Raw genomic sequence first — 15,924 nt, 5'->3', positions numbered from 1 at the left:
TTTGGTATCGTATATTAGATATCTAAGCTATGCCCAAAATCCTGATCATTGAAGACGACACTGCTTTCTGTCAAATGCTTGAAAAGTTTTTGACCAAGAATGGTTTTGCCGTATCCACAAGTTATACCATCAAGGAGGCCGAAGAGCAATTGAGAACTTCCCATTTTGACGTGATCCTTTCCGATGTGAGGTTGCCCAAAGGTAATGGGGTTACCCTCCTTCCGCAGGTAAAAAAAGAATCACCCCATACCCAAGTCATCTTGATGACAGGCTACGCCGAAGTCCGAACTGCTGTAAATGCCATTAAAAATGGGGCTTTCGATTATATTTCAAAACCTTTTACACCGGATGAAATTGTAACCGTGATCAACAATGCTTTGGCCACTAACAACAGAAATCAACAAGAAAAGGTTGAAACTTCTCCAATAAAAACTGTAAAGAAAAACCCGAATAGCTTTTTGGCAGGAGAAAGCGAAAGTTCTAAAAAATTGCAGCAGTATGTGCAATTGGTGGCTCCCACTAATATGTCAGTTCTATTGACCGGGGAAAGTGGTACAGGTAAGGAAGTAACTGCAAATGCCATCCACAAAGCCAGTAACCGAAGCGATCAACCTTTTGTGGCCGTGGATTGCGGTGCCATACCCAAGGAAATTGCCACAAGTGAATTTTTCGGTCATGTGAAGGGTAGTTTTACCGGGGCCGTTGAAGACAAGGTAGGCCATTTTGAGGCGGCCAACGGCGGCACTCTCTTTTTGGATGAAGTGGGAAACCTGTCCTATGAGCATCAGGTGCAATTACTTAGGGCCATCCAAGAGCGAAAGATCAAAAGGGTGGGGAGTACCAAGGAAATCCATTTGGACCTTCGGATTATAGCTGCTACCAATGAAAACCTTTTGGAAGCCATCGACGATGGGGCTTTCAGGGAAGATTTGTACCATCGGTTGAACGAGTTTTCCATTGAGGTGCCCTCCTTGCGTGAAAGGAAAGAGGATATTCTCTTGTTTGCCAATTATTTTTTGGACAGGGCCAATTCTGAATTGGGCAAAGAAGTTCTCGATTTTTCTGAAGAAACCAAACAACTGTTGTTGGATTATTCCTGGCCTGGCAACCTTCGTGAAATGAAAAATGTGATAAAACGTGCCGTTCTTTTTTCCCAAGGAGAGATGGTTTTACCCGATGCCTTGTCAAACGAAGTGGTGCAGGGGGTCAACGGAACCCAAGAACCAATCTTTTCCAAATCGGATTTTGAAAAGGAACGAATCATGGAGGCATTAAAACAGACCAATTTCAACAAGAGCAAGGCGGCCAAGCTTTTACAGATCACCCGAAAGACCCTTTACAACAAGATCAATCAGTACCAACTGGAAGTTTGATCAAATAATCTTGAATTTCCGTTTCCAAATCAAACAACAACTGTTTTAGTTCCGTAAGCAATTGATAAACCTGTTCTCCTTTTTCATGTTCATCAAGGTTTTCCAACTGCTCTAAAATAGGTATGGAATCCTGTACTTCCAATTGTCGGAACATGGGTAACATTTTATGCGCCACAGCTCTCAGTTCCTTAAAATCACTATTGCCGATAGAGGTAAAGAGCAGGTCCAAATTCAAACGGTTGTTCTCCAAAAAAACCTGTAGTACTTCCTGAATAGCCTTGGGACCATCTAAAAATTCGGCAATCTGTGTTATGCTGAACAATGTCGAATCGATTTTCAGGACTAAGGGGCTTTCTTCCAAATGATCATTCGTTTTACCCAATACGGAAAGAAGCATGTGTGCAGAAAAAGGTTTTTGTATCACATCAGTAAAACCGGCACTGATGAAGGTGGATTTCTTGCTAATGGATTGACCGGTCATGGCAATTACCGGATTTTCAAACCCCATTGCTTTCAATGTTCCCAGAACAGCGAAGCCATCCATTTTGGGCATTTGTATGTCCGTGAGTACTTTGTTAAAACCAAAAATCTCCGAGGATTCCAATTGCTTGAAATTTGAAACCGTTCTGACCATGATCTGATTAGCCTTGCAAATTTCGGCAATGAGACCCAACATATTTTCATCATCATCGATTACCAAGACCGAAACCGGTAGTTCTCGAGTATGTTCCTTGTCCGGACCCTTATCAAGGATAGAATGCTCCGAAAATTGGACAGGAACCTCCAAAGTGAAGGTACTGCCTTTGTTTACCTCACTTGATAGGGATAGTGTTCCTCCTAACAGTTCTGTCAATTTTTTGGAGATGGTGAGTCCAAGGCCGTAACCACTGTGTTTGTGCTCATTTTTGTCCCCTGCTTGCGTAAATTCCTGAAAGATCAATTCCTGTTTTTCCTTTTCAATACCGATACCGGTATCGATTACCTGAATCTGAATCCAAGGACCATCTTTTTTTTCCTGTACCGCTGCAACAACCTTAATGAATCCTTTCTCAGTAAACTTATAGGCATTTCCGATGAGGTTCGTCAAAATCTGGCGAATACGGAAAGGATCGCTAATGATGGGTTTGCTGAGTTCTTCGGAAATCTGCAGAATCAGTTCCAGATTTTTTTTGGTGTTGGTTTCATCAAAATGACCTGCCGTTTCGTGGATCAATGGGGCAAGCACAAAGGGGACTTTTTCCAATTGTACTTTTCCAGCTTCCAGTTTGGAAAAATCCAAAAGATCGTTGACCAAATTGTTTACATATCCTGAAGCCGATTTCACATTTTTCAAATAGGTCAATTGTTTGTTGTTGAGGCCGCTGTGCTCCATCAATTCGGAATATCCGTTAATGGTGTTCAAAGGGGTCCTAAGATCATGGCTCACTGTGAAAATCAACTGTTCCCGACTCTTCAAAAGCAATTCGGAGTATTTTTTCGCTTTTTCCAATTGTTCTTGGTATCGCTGTCCTTTCCAATAGTCTTTGGATATCAGAAAAGTGAAGAGGATTACGATGAGCAACCCCAAAATCACCGCACCCCCGGCCAAACGGGTACTTCTTTTCAGAGCTTGCTTTTGGGTGATGTTGTCCATAAAGGCGTTCTGCACCATTTCCCGTTCAAAATCGGAAAGGACACTCCGCATCTTTTGCGAAAGTTCCAGATCGGTACGGTAAATTTGAAGTTCCTTTTGCAACATGGACCGTTCCATGGCGGCGGTTTGGGTCTTTGCCTTGTTTAAAATCGATTTGGAAACCTCCAGGATCGAGTCAATATTGTTGGCATTGGAAGCGGCATTAGAATTGGGGATGTTCTTGTTCAAAAAGGCTACATATTCCCGAATGGATTGCTGGGTTTCGGGCGAGAGTTGCTCAAAATTGGGAGCAAATGTCTCCGGGGTGATCCTTCCCATCTCCACTTCCATTTTATGGAAGGCCTCCAAAACGGAATCAAAAGAGGCATTGTTTTCATTTTTCACCTTGAGCCTGCGTAACTCGGCACTGTTATAAACTTTTTGTTGTAGTAGTTTTTGAACACTATCAAGTTTCGCAACTTGGTCACCTACATTGGTTCGGGCCAAGGGTTTTAGGGAATCAATCAAGACAGTAATCGAGTCTACTTTTTGGGCATAGGCCTTAAGATCTTTCGGTTGTTTGGACTGCAATGCCAATTTGGACAGGTTTTCCGCCTCGTATAAATTGGTCAACAGTTCGTTGGTGCGTAACAGTTTAAGGTTGTCATCCCCTTTGCTTTGTGTCGCCGTGTAGCTTTTGAATTCATCATAGATGAAATAAGCGGCCAGCAGCGCCAATATGCCCAGCACGGCATAACTGAATATAATTTTTAGTGTAAATCTTTTTTTGGATCTAGGGTACATATTCTTATATACGCCCAGACTTTGGGACCATAGTTCTAACCAAAAGTTAAAATTCCGGATGGTTTTTTATGAAATATGATGTCCGAACACTACATTTGCCCCATCTCAAAGGGGTGCTTTGTAGCAGTTCAAAGTTTTAAATGATAAGGTTCAAGTTAGGTCGACATAACTTAGAACTTCCAACTTAAAACCCAAAACTTAATCAAGGCTGAGATTATACCCAATGAACCTGGGCGGGTAATGCTGCCAAGGGATTGCGCCAAGCGCATCTTGGAATTTCTATGTTTCTTTAGAAACAAAAATCAATTTATTAACAAGAATAATGACCCCTTTTATTCGTAACATTTTTACGAATGAAACCTTTATTCACAACATTGGCCCTTTGCGGGCTGGGACTCAGCTTGAGTGCCCAACAAAATGAACCTGCCGACACTTTGGAAGGCAAAAAAGTGGTCTTGGACGAAGTCCTGGTCCAAGCCGTCCGGGTAACGAAGGAATTTCCCATTACCTTTTCCAATTTGGAAAAGGAGGACATCACTCCTCGAAACTTGGGGCAAGATGTGCCCATTTTGATGAATTTCATGCCGGCCGTGGTGACCACTTCGGACGCCGGAGCCGGAATCGGCTACACCGGCATTCGGGTGCGTGGTAGCGATGCCACAAGGGTGAACGTTACCATTAATGGGGTGCCGTACAACGATGCCGAGTCCCAAGGAACTTTTTGGGTGAACATGCCCGATTTTTCTTCCTCTACCCAAAGTTTGCAGCTGCAGCGTGGGGTGGGAACCTCTACTAATGGTGCAGGGGCCTTCGGTGCCAGTCTTAACATGCTCACCGATGCTTTTTCAGAAGAGGCTTATGCTAAGGTTTCTTCCTCCATCGGAAGTTTTAATACCCTTCGGAACAATGTAAAGTTCAGTACAGGGTTGCTCAATGATTATGTGGAATTTTCTGGGAGACTCTCCCGCGTAACTTCTGATGGTTATGTGGATCGGGCGAGTTCCAAACTGGATGCCTACTTTTTACAAGGTGTGTACAAGGATGATAACACCTTAGTGAAAGCTTTGCTTTTTGGCGGTCATGAAGTCACCTATCAAGCTTGGAACGGTATCACTGCTGATGAGCTTGCCACCAATCGTACCTTTAATTCGGCAGGAATGTACAGCGATGAAAATGGGAACATTCAATTCTACGACAGGGAGGAGGACAACTACAAGCAAGATCACTTTCAATTGCATTGGAATGAAACCTGGAGCCCGGATTGGACCACGCATTTAGCCTTGCATTTTACGCCCGGTAGAGGATATTTTGAACAGTACAAAGAAGATGAAGATTTTGCAGATTACGGTTTGGAACCCATCATGGTAGATGGAGAGCCCTTGGAAAGTACCGATCTGATCCGCAGACGTTGGTTGGACAATGATTTTTACGGAACCGTTTTTTCGGCAACTTATGATAAGAATAACCTCAAACTAATTTTAGGCGGAGGTTACAACGAATACAAGGGAGACCACTTTGGGGAAATCATCTGGGCGCGATACGCCAGTAACAGCGAAATCAGAGATCGATATTATGATGATAATTCCACCAAAACTGATTTTAACGGATATGCCAAGGCTAATTATCAGTTGACGAATAAATGGTCTGTTTTTGGGGATGTGCAATACCGTAGGGTGGGTTATGAAGCCAATGGGGATGATACCGGTCTGGTGGATGACACCTTCAATTTTTTCAATCCAAAAGCAGGTGTCACGTTCGATTTGAACCCCAACAACAATTTCTATTTTTCATATGCCAGGGCCAATAGGGAACCCAACCGAAACGATTATGAAAGTGGCAGTCCCCGACCTGAAAAGTTGAACGATTTTGAGCTGGGCTGGCGTTATGTTTCTCCAGATTTTCAATTGAATGCCAATGTGTACTACATGTGTTACAAAGATCAGTTGGTACTTACCGGGGAACTCAACGATGTTGGCGCGCCCTTAAGGGCGAATGTTGGTGACAGTTACCGATTTGGGTTGGAATTGGATGCCAATTTGAGGTTTGCCCAGAAATTTTTGTGGAGACCTAATCTGGCTTTGAGCGATAACAGAAACCTCGACTTTTATTTTCAACGGGATGGGGTGCTTCAAGACCTAGGGAATACCCATATTGCCTATTCCCCCCAATTGATTGCGGGTAACATTTTGACCTACCAACCGCATGAAAATTTTCAAGTGTCGTTGTTGTCCAAATTCGTAGGAAAACAGTACATGGGCAATATCGATTCCGAGGGGTCAACCTTGGATAGTTACACCCAAACCGATTTCAATATTCAGTATGTGATCCAGACCAATGCCTTTGTGAAAAGTATTGTGCTTTCTGGTCTAGTGAATAATATTTTTGATGCGGACATAGTTTCCAACGGGTATTTTTATACCTATGATGATGATTTTTCCAACCCTGGAACCATAACCACCATTGAAGGTGCCGGCTACTACCCCCAAGCGGGAATCAACTTTTTGTTAGGGGCCACTTTCAATTTTTAGGATATGAAATGAATGGGATTCTGTAATTTTAACAAGATGGCAGAATCCCATTTTCATTTTTCAGAAAAGAAGCCCTTGCGATGGGGCGTGATCGGTTGCGGAGGCGTGGCCGAAAAAAAGAGTGTTCCAGCGTACCGAAACACTCCTGGTTTTAGAGTGGATATGGTCATGCGGCGCAATGCTGATAAGGCTGAAGATTACGCCAAAAGGCACCATATTCCGCAATGGACTACCGATGCCGAGGAAGTCATTTTCAATCCTGAAATAGATGCCATATATATTGCCACTCCTCCTGATTCCCATAAAAAATATGCGTTACTAGTGGCCGAAGCGGGCAAACCCTGCTGTGTGGAAAAACCCATGGCCCCAAATTATCAAGATAGTTTGGCCATTTATAAGGCGTTTGAAGAAAAAGGATTGCCCTTGTTCGTGGCCTATTATCGGCGCTCCCTCCCTCGATTTCTAAAAATAAAGGAATGGTTGGATGATGGTTTGATCGGTGAGGTGCGCCACATCCATTGGGAAAAATCGAAACCACCCAACAATTTGGATTTGAATGGCAACTACAATTGGCGTACGGATAAACAAATTGCCCCAGGGGGTTATTTTGATGACTTGGCAAGTCACGGATTGGACCTGTTTACTTTTCTCTTGGGGGATGTTGTTGAAGCAAGTGGGATTGCCAAAAATCAACAAGGGTTGTATTCGGCCTTCGATGCAGTTTCAGGGGTTTGGCTGCATCAAAATGGGGTTACAGGTGAAGGCTTTTGGAATTTCGGCACCCATCAACGGGTAGATAAGGTCGATATTTATGGTTCCAAAGGAAAAATCAGTTTTTCTGTTTTGGATGAAGCCTCGCTTCAATTGGAAAATGAAACAGGTTTTCAAACGGTAGAAATTCCTCATCCAGATCATATTCAAGAATTCCATGTGGCCAACATCAAAAACCACTTATTAGGCAAATCATTTCATCCATCCACAGGAAAATCAGGGGTGCATACCAGCTGGGTAATGGACAAGATTTTAGGAACCCTTTAGTTGGAAATGACCACCACGTTCCCGTTCAAAGTGGCACGGTAATACAGCAGATCATAATATCTATTTCCATCATCTGGGCGGTCCAATTGTTGTCCTGTGAACAGGTTATAGGTGTACCCTTCGCAACTGCACACCACATTTTGTCCATCAATGGTCATGGTAGAACAGCTGTTCGGGGTATGGTTGGGACAACTGGCCTCAAAGGCATAATAAGTATCCAAACTGGATTTGATCACAAAGGCACCCCGCGTGCCTACTCCGCTATTGCCAACATATACAGGATTTCCTATGGTGTTCAGGTTCGTATAAAGGGGAAGGTTCAGGTTTAATTCGAAGCGAAAACTCACTTCTTGCAGATACGGATTTCTATTGGTACTGTCTGAACTACAGGAAATTAACGAAACGAGCAGGGCAAGGCTCCAAAAGTGCTTCATGGTAGGGGTTTCTTATCAACGTAGCAACAAAGTTGAACAAAATTTGCCTATATTTGCGTTAAATCCTCGCAAAATCCATGCAGGTCATGGGACTCGTTGAGGATTTTTTGTATTTGTAGAGAAGCGTTCATTGGGGAAATTATTTTTTGATTTTCTTCAATGTTCTTTTGCATTAAAATTTTGAAGTGATGAGCAAAGTATCATACTACACCGCCGAAGGACTAAAGAAATTGAGGGATGAGTTGAACCAACTCAAGGATGTGGAACGTCCAAAAGCATCACAGGCCATTGCGGAGGCTCGGGACAAAGGAGACTTATCCGAAAATGCCGAGTACGATGCCGCCAAGGAAGCACAGGGCCTTTTGGAAATGAAGATTTCCAAAATGGAAGAAACCTTGGCCAATGCGCGTTTGATTGACGAATCGCAATTGGACAATTCCAAAATATTGGTGCTTTCCACCGTAAAATTGAAGAACCAGGCCAATGGCATGCAAATGAAGTATACCCTGGTTGCGGAAAGTGAAGCCGACCTTAAAACCGGAAAAATATCGGTAACCTCTCCCATTGGGAAAGGACTTTTGGGTAAAACCGTTGGGGAAGTAGCCGAGATCAAGGTGCCGAACGGAACCCTGAAATTGGAAATATTGGAAATCTCCAGGGATTGACAGCCATTAAAAATCAGTATCTTTAATCCCGTCTTAAGACGGGATTTTTCATTTTAAACCAAACCACAATGGCCAGCATTTTTACCAAGATTATCAACGGGGACATTCCTTGCTACAAAATTGCCGAGGACGAGGATCATTTTGCTTTTTTGGACATAAACCCAAACTCCAAAGGGCATACACTATGCGTTCCTAAAAAGGAAGTGAACAAGATCTTGGAAATGGATGAGGATGCTTACATGAAACTGATGGCTTTTTCAAGAAAGGTGGGGATCGCTTTGGAAAAAGCAGTGCCCTGTAAGCGGGTGGGCATGACCGTCATCGGGTTGGAAGTACCACACGTGCATGTGCACTTGATTCCCCTACAAAGTATGGCCAATGCCACGTTTCAACATAAGGAAAGCCTAAAAGCGGAAGAGTTTGAGGAAGTGGCCGAAGCCATAAAATCCCACCTTAGTTAAATCCTTCCAAAAAGAAATAGACCCCACCTGCCACCAAGCAAAGCATCAAAACCAAGATGATAAAGAATAGGGTGGTGAAGCGCACCGAAGGCCTATCGGGTTGTACCAATTTATTGTAGTAGTCAAAAACCCTTTCAATATCCGGGGTCCAGTTGACCGGATAAATTTTGGAGTGACATTTCTTACACTCTATTTCGTGGGTTACCTCGTTTGTGGTCCTGTGGAAGAACGGGTTAAAGGTGTGTTTTTGAAAAAAGGTAAGCTTAAGTTCTTGGTTATAACATTCGGGGCAGTTATTGGTAATATCAGCTTCCTTTATTACGAGTCTTTTTTCCTTAGCCATAGGTCATTTTTCAATTGCTCTCAGGGAAATCTGCATGATTGTTCCTTCCTTACTGGACGAAAATACTTTAATTTTTCCTTTATGGTACTCTTCCACTATCCTTTTAACAAGCGAAAGTCCTAATCCCCAGCCTCTTTTCTTGGAGGTTACCCCCGGACTGAAAATGTTCTGCCATTCACTTTTGGCAATGCCATGTCCGGTATCGGAAACGGATATATGAACAAAGTTTCCTTTTTTCTCGATCTGTATGGCGATGTTGCCCTTGCCCCTCATGGCATCGATTCCATTTTTCACTAGATTTTCTATGCTCCAGTTATATAGCGGTGGATTTAAAAGCACAGGCACGTTGTCCACATTGCTGCTGAAAGAAAAATGCACCAGTCTGGAACTTCTCTTTTTCAGGTATTCATAGGCTTTCTCGGTTTCCGCTACAATGTTATGTTCGTGCAATTCTGGGATGGAGCCTATCTTGGAAAAACGCTCGGTGATGGTTTGAAGACGATCAATATCCTTGCCAATTTCTTTGGTCACTTCCTGGTTGATATTTTCTGTTTTCAATAGCTCGTTCCAGCCTAAAAGTGATGTCAAGGGCGTACCAATTTGATGGGCCGTTTCCTTGGCCATACCCGCCCAAAGCTTGTTCTGCTCAGAAGCCTTGTTCGTCCTGAAAAAGAAAAAAATCACCGTTCCGAACAAAAATATGATCAATAAAAGCGCCAACGGATAATACTTCAATTTGTTCAAAACCTCAGAGTTGCCGTAGTAAAGTGTTTCCAACAATTCCCCATCCTGAATGATCAAAATGGGCTCGTTCTCGTTTTTGAACTGTGCTATTTTTTTGTGGATATATACACTGTCGGATATCTTATCCTCAGGAATATTGTGGGTTTTGTAAGAGCCCTTCTCATTGAGCAGGATCATAGGGGTGGAGGTGTTGTTGCCCAGTACTTTTAGGGTAAGGTTCCCCAGTTCTTGGTCTACGGAAGATTGCACCAGCTCCAATTGGGCGGTGGCCCAGATCTCCATTTTAAGCCGTTCCTCCTCTTTGAACTTTTTGAAAAAACTATTGGTGTTCCACAATATCAAACTTACGATCACAAATGCGGAAATCAGCAGAATGATGTTGGAGGTTTTCCTTTTTGGACTGAAGTTCATTTTAGGCTGAATTGTTATTAAAGATAGCAGAAAATGGAAAACATGTTAATAGTTCGTTGAAATAACGGGTTCCAAAGGAAATCATTTTGTGTACTTTTGAAATTCAACAAAAATTAACATACATGGAAGTTCAGGGAAGAATCAAAATGGTAGACGAAACCAAGACGTATGGAAACAATGGTTTCAGGAAAAGAGAGTTGGTAGTGACCACCGAGGAGCAATATCCGCAGCATATATTGATTGAATTTGTTCAGGACAAATGTGATCTTTTGAACAATTTCAGTGCGGGACAAATGGTAAAGGTCAGTATCAACCTAAGAGGAAGGGAATGGGTAAACCCACAGGGAGAAACCAAATATTTCAATTCCATTCAAGGATGGAGGGTTGAGAGTTTGCAACCGGAATCCAACACGGGCAACATGCCACCGGTTCCACCAATGGAAGCCTTTGAACCTGTTGATGACTATAATGAAGAAGACCACGACGATCTTCCGTTTTAAGCGTCTTCAATAAAAAGAATAGGAAAGATCTGGGTAAACTCCCGGATCTTTTCATTTTAAACCCTATTGATTATTTTTAAGGAAAAAATTGCCCTGTGGAAAACTTTGAAGAGGGTTTGCCCCTGTACTTTTTGAACAACAGGATGGAGTTTCCACCCGTGGAAGCGGCCAATGAGGATGGCTTACTGGCCGTTGGGGGTGATCTTTCCATGGAACGGCTCCTTTTGGCCTATAAGAATGGCATTTTTCCATGGTTCAATGACGATTCCCTAATCCTTTGGTGGAGCCCCGATCCCAGAATGGTGTTGTTTCCAAAAAAACTCAGGATTTCCAAAAGCATGCGCAAGATTTTACGAGATGATGTTTTTGAACTTACCCAAAATATGTGCTTTGAAAAGGTGATGGAACTTTGCGGAAAAGTGGAACGCTCGGGGCAAGATGGCACTTGGATCACACCTGAAATGAAATCTGCTTATACCGAATTGCACAAGGCCGGGTGGGCCAAATCCTATGAAGTTTGGGAAAATGGTGAACTGGTCGGCGGATTATATGGGGTGGACTTGGGACATGTGTTCTGTGGAGAGAGTATGTTCAGTTTAAAACCAAACGCATCAAAGTTTGCCTTCATCAAAATGGCACTGGGACTGGAACAAAATGGATATGCCCTAATCGATTGCCAAGTGCACACAGACCATTTGGAAAGCTTGGGTGCCGAGCTCATTCCCAGAAACCGTTTCATGAAAATTTTAAAGCGCCAATTGGGCGCCGGTCAATAGGAAAATAACGTTTTTGGGAGATACGGCCGTAAAATCTTCAAATCTATATTCCAATCCCAATTGAATAGTAAGGTCCTTACCAATTAACCAGCCTATTTGACTTGATATGCGGGTGTCATATTGTGGGGAGTTTCCTTTGGAAACACTCCAGAGGTTTTCAAGGGAGCCTACGAAATAGGGTTCCCCTGGATCTAATTTTTCACCTTGCAACGGAACATCCAAAGCAATCCGATATCGGAACCGATGCGTGGTCAGGGATTGGGTAATACGTTGCTCGGCACTTATCCGGTGACCAAATCTAATGGTGTAGGGCCTATAAGTAAAATTGTATTGTTGCGTAAAACGAAGTTCATTTTCACCGTCTTCAAAATTGTTCCGGAATCTGTATTGGACCCCAACAGAAATACTTTGGTTGTCCCGTACTTTCAGTTTTGAAAAATGGGCCAGGTCCAATTGTCTTCCCTGTAAGGTAAATTGACCGTCATCAAGCAGGTAGTTACGGTTCGATAGAGAAAAATTATGGGAATACAGCCCTGTAACCTTATAATTGACAGAAAATTTCGGTTCCCAATAACCAGTCAGATTTTCCTGGGCGCTAGCCATTCCTACAAATAGTAAAAATAGCATGGAAAGGTGGGATTTAATACAGGACATGGTCGTAACTTGCAGGGAAAGATTTGCTGATTTTCACGAACTGTCCTTCGGCATTGAAAAGGGCCTCATAGGATTGATAGCTCTTATTTTCCTTAACGGCAAAGACCACCTCGTAGTTGATATAGGGTAAAATCAGGTTCTGGAGAGCATCGTGTATGGTTTTCTTTGGATTTTGTTGATGTAATGGATGTTGTTGTTGGATTTTTTTGATCCTATATTTAGGAAAATTGTTTCGAAGATAATCTGTGATGATTTGCCAGGTATCCTCGGGAATATCAATTTCTGCAATTATAAATTCCACATCTTCCAAGTTTCCGTTCTGGTCAAATTCAACACTATAATGTAGTTTTCCTTTTTTAAACTTTGCTTCGTAGCTTTTGCGGTCCCCGTTTGTTTCAAAATAAAATCGGACCCTTTTGGCATCGGCCAGATAATTTTGAATCAAGGAATAGGAAGTGTTCGGAAACTGCTCTTGGGCTATCCTCGATTCCTTTTCATACTTGTTCTGCCCATACGCTATCTGCGTTAGTAAAGCTATTAGGACAACAATATTATACTTCATGGTACCGGAAACAGTTGACTTCATGATCGTTCACCATACCGGTAGCTTGCATATGCGCGTAGATCACGGTACTGCCCACAAATTTAAACCCGCGTTTTTTTAAGTCCTTGCTAATGGCATCGGAAAGTGGCGTGGTCGCCGGAGCTTGTTTGTAGTGAGGCAAGGCATTTTTAATGGGCGAACCGTTTACAAATCCCCAAATGTAACTGCTAAAACTTCCAAATTCCTTTTGCACTTCCATGAAAGCCTGGGCATTGGTCACAGTGGCATGTACCTTCAGTTTATTACGGATGATACCTGGGTTTTGAAGCAGTTCATCCACCTTTTCCTGACCGTATTCCGCTATTTTTTTATAATCGAAATGATCAAAGGCTTCCCTAAAATGCTCCCGTTTTCGCAGAATGGTTATCCAGCTAAGACCAGCTTGGAAGGTTTCCAATATCAAGAATTCAAAAAGGGTCTCGTCATCTTTAACAGGCACTCCCCATTCCATATCATGATAAGCCTCATACAAGGGGTCTCCCAAACACCAACCACACCTATGTTTATCCATCCTGCATCATTTTTTTTCAAAAGTAAGCGAAATAGATGGATCGTTAACCGAAAGTTAAAGTATTGGCATATAATAGTAATACTATTAATTTAGCGAGAATTATTTTTAAAATTGTTCAAATGGACGTGTTGATGCACTCCCTAAAAATTGGGATAAACGACAAGTTGTATATCAAGGACCCTGAGTCTTCGAGTCTTGGGAAAAAAATTGTGGAAGAAAGTATTCTGCTCATCGATGAAATCGGTTTTGAGCATTTCACCTTCAAAAAGCTTGGGGTCCGTATCCATTCCAATGAAAGTTCCATTTATCGCTATTTTGAGAACAAGCACAAGCTATTGCTCTATCTGGCATCATGGTACTGGGGTTGGATGGAATACCGAATGGTCTTTGATACCAACGGAATTTCCGATCCTGTGGAAAAGCTGACCAAGGCCATTGAAGTGCTCACCCAAAATGTGGAAGAGGACAACGCTTTTTCCCATGTCAACGAAGAAATACTGAACAAGATCATTGTCAACGAATACTCCAAATCGTACTTGGTAAAAGAAGTAAACAATGAGGACAAGAACGGGTATTTTATTGTATGTAAAAGATTAGTGGGCCGTTTGAGTGATATGATCGTGGCTGTGGACAAGTCCTATGCCTACCCTTTAAGTCTGGCCAGTACCATTTTGGAGGGTACCCTGCACCAATATTTCCTGAAAGAACATTTTCCCATGCTTACCAATTGTAACGAAACCGTTACGCCGACCCAATTTTTTACGGATTTGATTTTCAAAACGTTAAACCTCAAAGTTAATGGCTAAAAACATTCTCACCGCTTGGCAGCGGTTGATGGGCCTGCTTGCCCTGGACAAAAAAGACATTTTTCAAATTTTTTATTACGCCATATTTGCCGGATTGGTGAACCTCTCCCTCCCTTTGGGTATCCAAGCCATCATTAATTTGATACAAGGAGCCAGGGTGAGCACCTCTTGGGTGGTTTTGGTGGTTTTGGTGACCTTGGGTGTGGCCTTTGTGGGTACGCTTCAATTGATGCAGATAAGGATCATTGAAAACCTGCAGCAGAAGATCTTCACCCGAGCATCCTTTGAGTTTGCGTATAGGTTTCCGAAAATCAAGATGAGGGAACTCAGAAATTATTACCCGCCTGAACTGGCCAACCGTTTTTTTGATACCCTCACCATTCAAAAATCATTGACAAAGGTATTGATCGATTTTCCGGCGGCCTTGTTGCAGATTGTTTTCGGACTCCTGTTGCTTTCTTTCTACCACCCATTTTTCATCATATATGGATTGTTACTGGTATTGTTGATCTACATAGTATTCAAGTTTACGGCCCAACGTGGATTGGACACCAGTTTGGAAGAATCCAAAATGAAATACAAGGTGGCCCATTGGATACAGGAGATTGCAAGGTCCATCATCAGCTTTAAACTCTCCGGAAAAACATCTCAGGCCATACAAAGAAACGATGCCTTGGTAGCGGATTATCTAGATGCAAGGGAAAGCCATTTTAGGGTTTTGGTACTGCAGTTCATCCAAATGATCGGATTCAAGGTTCTGGTTACGGCCGGACTTTTGCTTATCGGTGGTCTTTTGGTATTGGATCAGGAAATGAACATTGGGCAGTTTGTGGCTGCAGAAATCATCATCCTTTTGGTTATCAGCTCCGTTGAAAAAATGATTTTGGGCCTTGAAACCTTTTACGATTTGCTCACTTCCCTGGAAAAATTAGGCCAAGTTGTGGATAAGGAACTGGAGCACCAAGAAGGGGAAACTCCTTTTGCAGGAAAAGATGGCCTAACCATAGAATTGCAAAATTTGGTATATAACGTTCCAGGACGTGATAAGAGGATCATAGACAATATTTCTTTGATGATTCCACCTGGTAAACGCATGTTGATCCAGGGTCCGAATGGATCGGGAAGAGCAACCCTGTTGCGTTTGATAGCGGGGATAATTGAGCCTGATCAAGGGAATATATTTGTGAACAATGTGGCCATTTCTGGGGTTAACCTGCGGGAGTACAGGTCCTTGTTGGGCCATGCCCTTACAGAGGAATACCCATTTGAAGGAACCATTTTGGACAACATCACCTTCGGGAATACTGAATTATCAATGGAGGATGTGTACTGGGCCTTGGAGAAGGTCGGACTTACGCAATTTGTGAAGGAGCAGCCCCTCGGCTTAAAGACCATGTTATATCCCGAAGGCAAAAAAATACCGGATTTCATATCCAAGAAAATTGTGTTGGCCAGGAGTATCGTCATCCGGCCCAAGTTGATGATCCTTAAAGATCCCCTGGATCAATTTGATGAAGAAGAGACCGAAAGAATAATGGACTTCCTAACCGATTCATCCAATGGCTGGGCCTTGGTGGTAGTCAGTGAAAACCCAAAGTGGGTAAGTAGATGTGATGCGGTGGTGCGAATGGAAAATGGACGTTTGATCCAAAAAAATTAA

At 42.7% G+C, this 15,924-nt stretch carries 16 protein-coding genes; 9 read left to right on the top strand and 7 right to left on the bottom strand.

The genetic code is table 11. The features are described from left to right. Positions 1–29 precede the first annotated feature (29 nt). On the top strand, positions 30–1,373 hold the full coding sequence (locus tag LKX84_RS06635; protein ID WP_228236352.1) for a sigma-54-dependent transcriptional regulator: 1,344 nt from the start codon (positions 30–32) through the stop codon (positions 1,371–1,373). Here LKX84_RS06635 and LKX84_RS06630 read toward each other — a convergent pair. After that, complete coding sequence (locus tag LKX84_RS06630) at positions 1,348–3,789, bottom strand: hybrid sensor histidine kinase/response regulator (protein ID WP_228236351.1); 2,442 nt, start codon at positions 3,787–3,789, stop codon at positions 1,348–1,350. The genes LKX84_RS06635 and LKX84_RS06630 overlap by 26 nt on opposite strands. A gap of 353 nt (positions 3,790–4,142) precedes the next feature. Between LKX84_RS06630 and LKX84_RS06625 the strand changes: the two genes are divergently transcribed. Continuing rightward, positions 4,143–6,317, top strand: coding sequence for a TonB-dependent receptor (locus LKX84_RS06625; RefSeq protein WP_228236350.1), 2,175 nt, complete (start codon positions 4,143–4,145; stop codon positions 6,315–6,317). A 36-nt stretch (positions 6,318–6,353) separates the two neighbouring features. Next, positions 6,354–7,355, top strand: a complete 1,002-nt coding sequence (locus LKX84_RS06620) for a Gfo/Idh/MocA family protein (RefSeq protein WP_228236349.1) — start codon at positions 6,354–6,356, stop codon at positions 7,353–7,355. On the opposite strand, the gene LKX84_RS06615 is transcribed toward LKX84_RS06620, so the two are convergent. Continuing rightward, the gene (locus LKX84_RS06615) at positions 7,352–7,789 is read right to left on the bottom strand and encodes a Rieske (2Fe-2S) protein (RefSeq protein ID WP_228236348.1); all 438 of its coding nucleotides are present in this window, start codon (positions 7,787–7,789) and stop codon (positions 7,352–7,354) included. The two genes, LKX84_RS06620 and LKX84_RS06615, sit on opposite strands and share 4 nt — an antisense overlap. A 188-nt stretch (positions 7,790–7,977) precedes the next feature. Between LKX84_RS06615 and greA the strand changes: the two genes are divergently transcribed. After that, the gene (greA, locus tag LKX84_RS06610) at positions 7,978–8,454 is read left to right on the top strand and encodes a transcription elongation factor GreA (protein WP_228236347.1); all 477 of its coding nucleotides are present in this window, start codon (positions 7,978–7,980) and stop codon (positions 8,452–8,454) included. A 68-nt stretch (positions 8,455–8,522) separates the two neighbouring features. Further along, positions 8,523–8,915, top strand: a complete 393-nt coding sequence (locus LKX84_RS06605; protein ID WP_228236346.1) for an HIT family protein — start codon at positions 8,523–8,525, stop codon at positions 8,913–8,915. Here the strand turns inward: LKX84_RS06605 and LKX84_RS06600 are convergent. Together LKX84_RS06600 and LKX84_RS06595 are read right to left on the bottom strand one after the other, a co-directional pair. After that, a complete protein-coding gene (locus LKX84_RS06600; protein ID WP_228236345.1) occupies positions 8,908–9,258 on the bottom strand; it encodes a hypothetical protein in 351 nt (116 codons plus the stop codon). The genes LKX84_RS06605 and LKX84_RS06600 overlap by 8 nt on opposite strands. Before the next feature lie 3 nt (positions 9,259–9,261). Next, on the bottom strand, positions 9,262–10,413 hold the full coding sequence (locus LKX84_RS06595) for a sensor histidine kinase (RefSeq protein ID WP_228236344.1): 1,152 nt from the start codon (positions 10,411–10,413) through the stop codon (positions 9,262–9,264). 122 nt (positions 10,414–10,535) lie between these two features. Here LKX84_RS06595 and LKX84_RS06590 point away from each other — a divergent pair, with 122 nt between their 5' ends. Next, on the top strand, positions 10,536–10,913 hold the full coding sequence (locus tag LKX84_RS06590; protein ID WP_228236343.1) for a DUF3127 domain-containing protein: 378 nt from the start codon (positions 10,536–10,538) through the stop codon (positions 10,911–10,913). A 143-nt stretch (positions 10,914–11,056) separates the two neighbouring features. Beyond that, the gene (gene aat / locus LKX84_RS06585) at positions 11,057–11,689 is read left to right on the top strand and encodes a leucyl/phenylalanyl-tRNA--protein transferase (protein WP_228236814.1); all 633 of its coding nucleotides are present in this window, start codon (positions 11,057–11,059) and stop codon (positions 11,687–11,689) included. Here the strand turns inward: aat and LKX84_RS06580 are convergent. The 3 genes from LKX84_RS06580 to LKX84_RS06570 are packed head-to-tail and all read right to left on the bottom strand — an operon-like array spanning position 11,660 to position 13,458. Further along, complete coding sequence (locus LKX84_RS06580; RefSeq protein WP_228236342.1) at positions 11,660–12,316, bottom strand: DUF2490 domain-containing protein; 657 nt, start codon at positions 12,314–12,316, stop codon at positions 11,660–11,662. The two genes, aat and LKX84_RS06580, sit on opposite strands and share 30 nt — an antisense overlap. A 13-nt stretch (positions 12,317–12,329) precedes the next feature. Next, positions 12,330–12,929 carry a hypothetical protein gene (locus LKX84_RS06575; RefSeq protein WP_228236341.1) on the bottom strand — a complete coding sequence of 200 codons (600 nt, stop codon included), beginning with the start codon at positions 12,927–12,929 and terminating at the stop codon, positions 12,330–12,332. Then, positions 12,895–13,458 carry a DNA-3-methyladenine glycosylase I gene (locus LKX84_RS06570; protein WP_228236340.1) on the bottom strand — a complete coding sequence of 188 codons (564 nt, stop codon included), beginning with the start codon at positions 13,456–13,458 and terminating at the stop codon, positions 12,895–12,897. Before LKX84_RS06570 ends, LKX84_RS06575 begins: the two co-directional genes overlap by 35 nt. 119 nt (positions 13,459–13,577) lie before the next feature. Between LKX84_RS06570 and LKX84_RS06565 the strand changes: the two genes are divergently transcribed. Next, positions 13,578–14,264 carry a TetR/AcrR family transcriptional regulator gene (locus tag LKX84_RS06565; protein WP_228236339.1) on the top strand — a complete coding sequence of 229 codons (687 nt, stop codon included), beginning with the start codon at positions 13,578–13,580 and terminating at the stop codon, positions 14,262–14,264. Next, the gene (locus LKX84_RS06560) at positions 14,257–15,924 is read left to right on the top strand and encodes a peptidase domain-containing ABC transporter (protein WP_228236338.1); all 1,668 of its coding nucleotides are present in this window, start codon (positions 14,257–14,259) and stop codon (positions 15,922–15,924) included. Before LKX84_RS06565 ends, LKX84_RS06560 begins: the two co-directional genes overlap by 8 nt.

Source organism: Allomuricauda sp. M10 (assembly GCF_020782875.1).
Taxonomy (GTDB): Bacteria; Bacteroidota; Bacteroidia; order Flavobacteriales; family Flavobacteriaceae; genus Flagellimonas.
The sequence above is the reverse complement of the archived record's forward strand: the minus strand, read 5'-3'. Positions and strand labels throughout refer to the sequence as shown.

Excerpts from the sequence above, each read along its gene's own strand:
- LKX84_RS06635 (WP_228236352.1), top strand. The coding sequence starts at position 30 with ATGCCCAAAATCCTGATCATTGAAGACGACACTGCTTTCTGTCAAATG.
- LKX84_RS06630 (WP_228236351.1), bottom strand. The coding sequence starts at position 3,789 with ATGTACCCTAGATCCAAAAAAAGATTTACACTAAAAATTATATTCAGT.
- LKX84_RS06625 (WP_228236350.1), top strand. The coding sequence starts at position 4,143 with ATGAAACCTTTATTCACAACATTGGCCCTTTGCGGGCTGGGACTCAGC.
- LKX84_RS06620 (WP_228236349.1), top strand. The coding sequence starts at position 6,354 with ATGGCAGAATCCCATTTTCATTTTTCAGAAAAGAAGCCCTTGCGATGG.
- LKX84_RS06615 (WP_228236348.1), bottom strand. The coding sequence starts at position 7,789 with ATGAAGCACTTTTGGAGCCTTGCCCTGCTCGTTTCGTTAATTTCCTGT.
- greA (WP_228236347.1), top strand. The coding sequence starts at position 7,978 with ATGAGCAAAGTATCATACTACACCGCCGAAGGACTAAAGAAATTGAGG.
- LKX84_RS06605 (WP_228236346.1), top strand. The coding sequence starts at position 8,523 with ATGGCCAGCATTTTTACCAAGATTATCAACGGGGACATTCCTTGCTAC.
- LKX84_RS06600 (WP_228236345.1), bottom strand. The coding sequence starts at position 9,258 with ATGGCTAAGGAAAAAAGACTCGTAATAAAGGAAGCTGATATTACCAAT.
- LKX84_RS06595 (WP_228236344.1), bottom strand. The coding sequence starts at position 10,413 with ATGAACTTCAGTCCAAAAAGGAAAACCTCCAACATCATTCTGCTGATT.
- LKX84_RS06590 (WP_228236343.1), top strand. The coding sequence starts at position 10,536 with ATGGAAGTTCAGGGAAGAATCAAAATGGTAGACGAAACCAAGACGTAT.
- aat (WP_228236814.1), top strand. The coding sequence starts at position 11,057 with ATGGAGTTTCCACCCGTGGAAGCGGCCAATGAGGATGGCTTACTGGCC.
- LKX84_RS06580 (WP_228236342.1), bottom strand. The coding sequence starts at position 12,316 with ATGCTATTTTTACTATTTGTAGGAATGGCTAGCGCCCAGGAAAATCTG.
- LKX84_RS06575 (WP_228236341.1), bottom strand. The coding sequence starts at position 12,929 with ATGAAGTCAACTGTTTCCGGTACCATGAAGTATAATATTGTTGTCCTA.
- LKX84_RS06570 (WP_228236340.1), bottom strand. The coding sequence starts at position 13,458 with ATGGATAAACATAGGTGTGGTTGGTGTTTGGGAGACCCCTTGTATGAG.
- LKX84_RS06565 (WP_228236339.1), top strand. The coding sequence starts at position 13,578 with ATGGACGTGTTGATGCACTCCCTAAAAATTGGGATAAACGACAAGTTG.
- LKX84_RS06560 (WP_228236338.1), top strand. The coding sequence starts at position 14,257 with ATGGCTAAAAACATTCTCACCGCTTGGCAGCGGTTGATGGGCCTGCTT.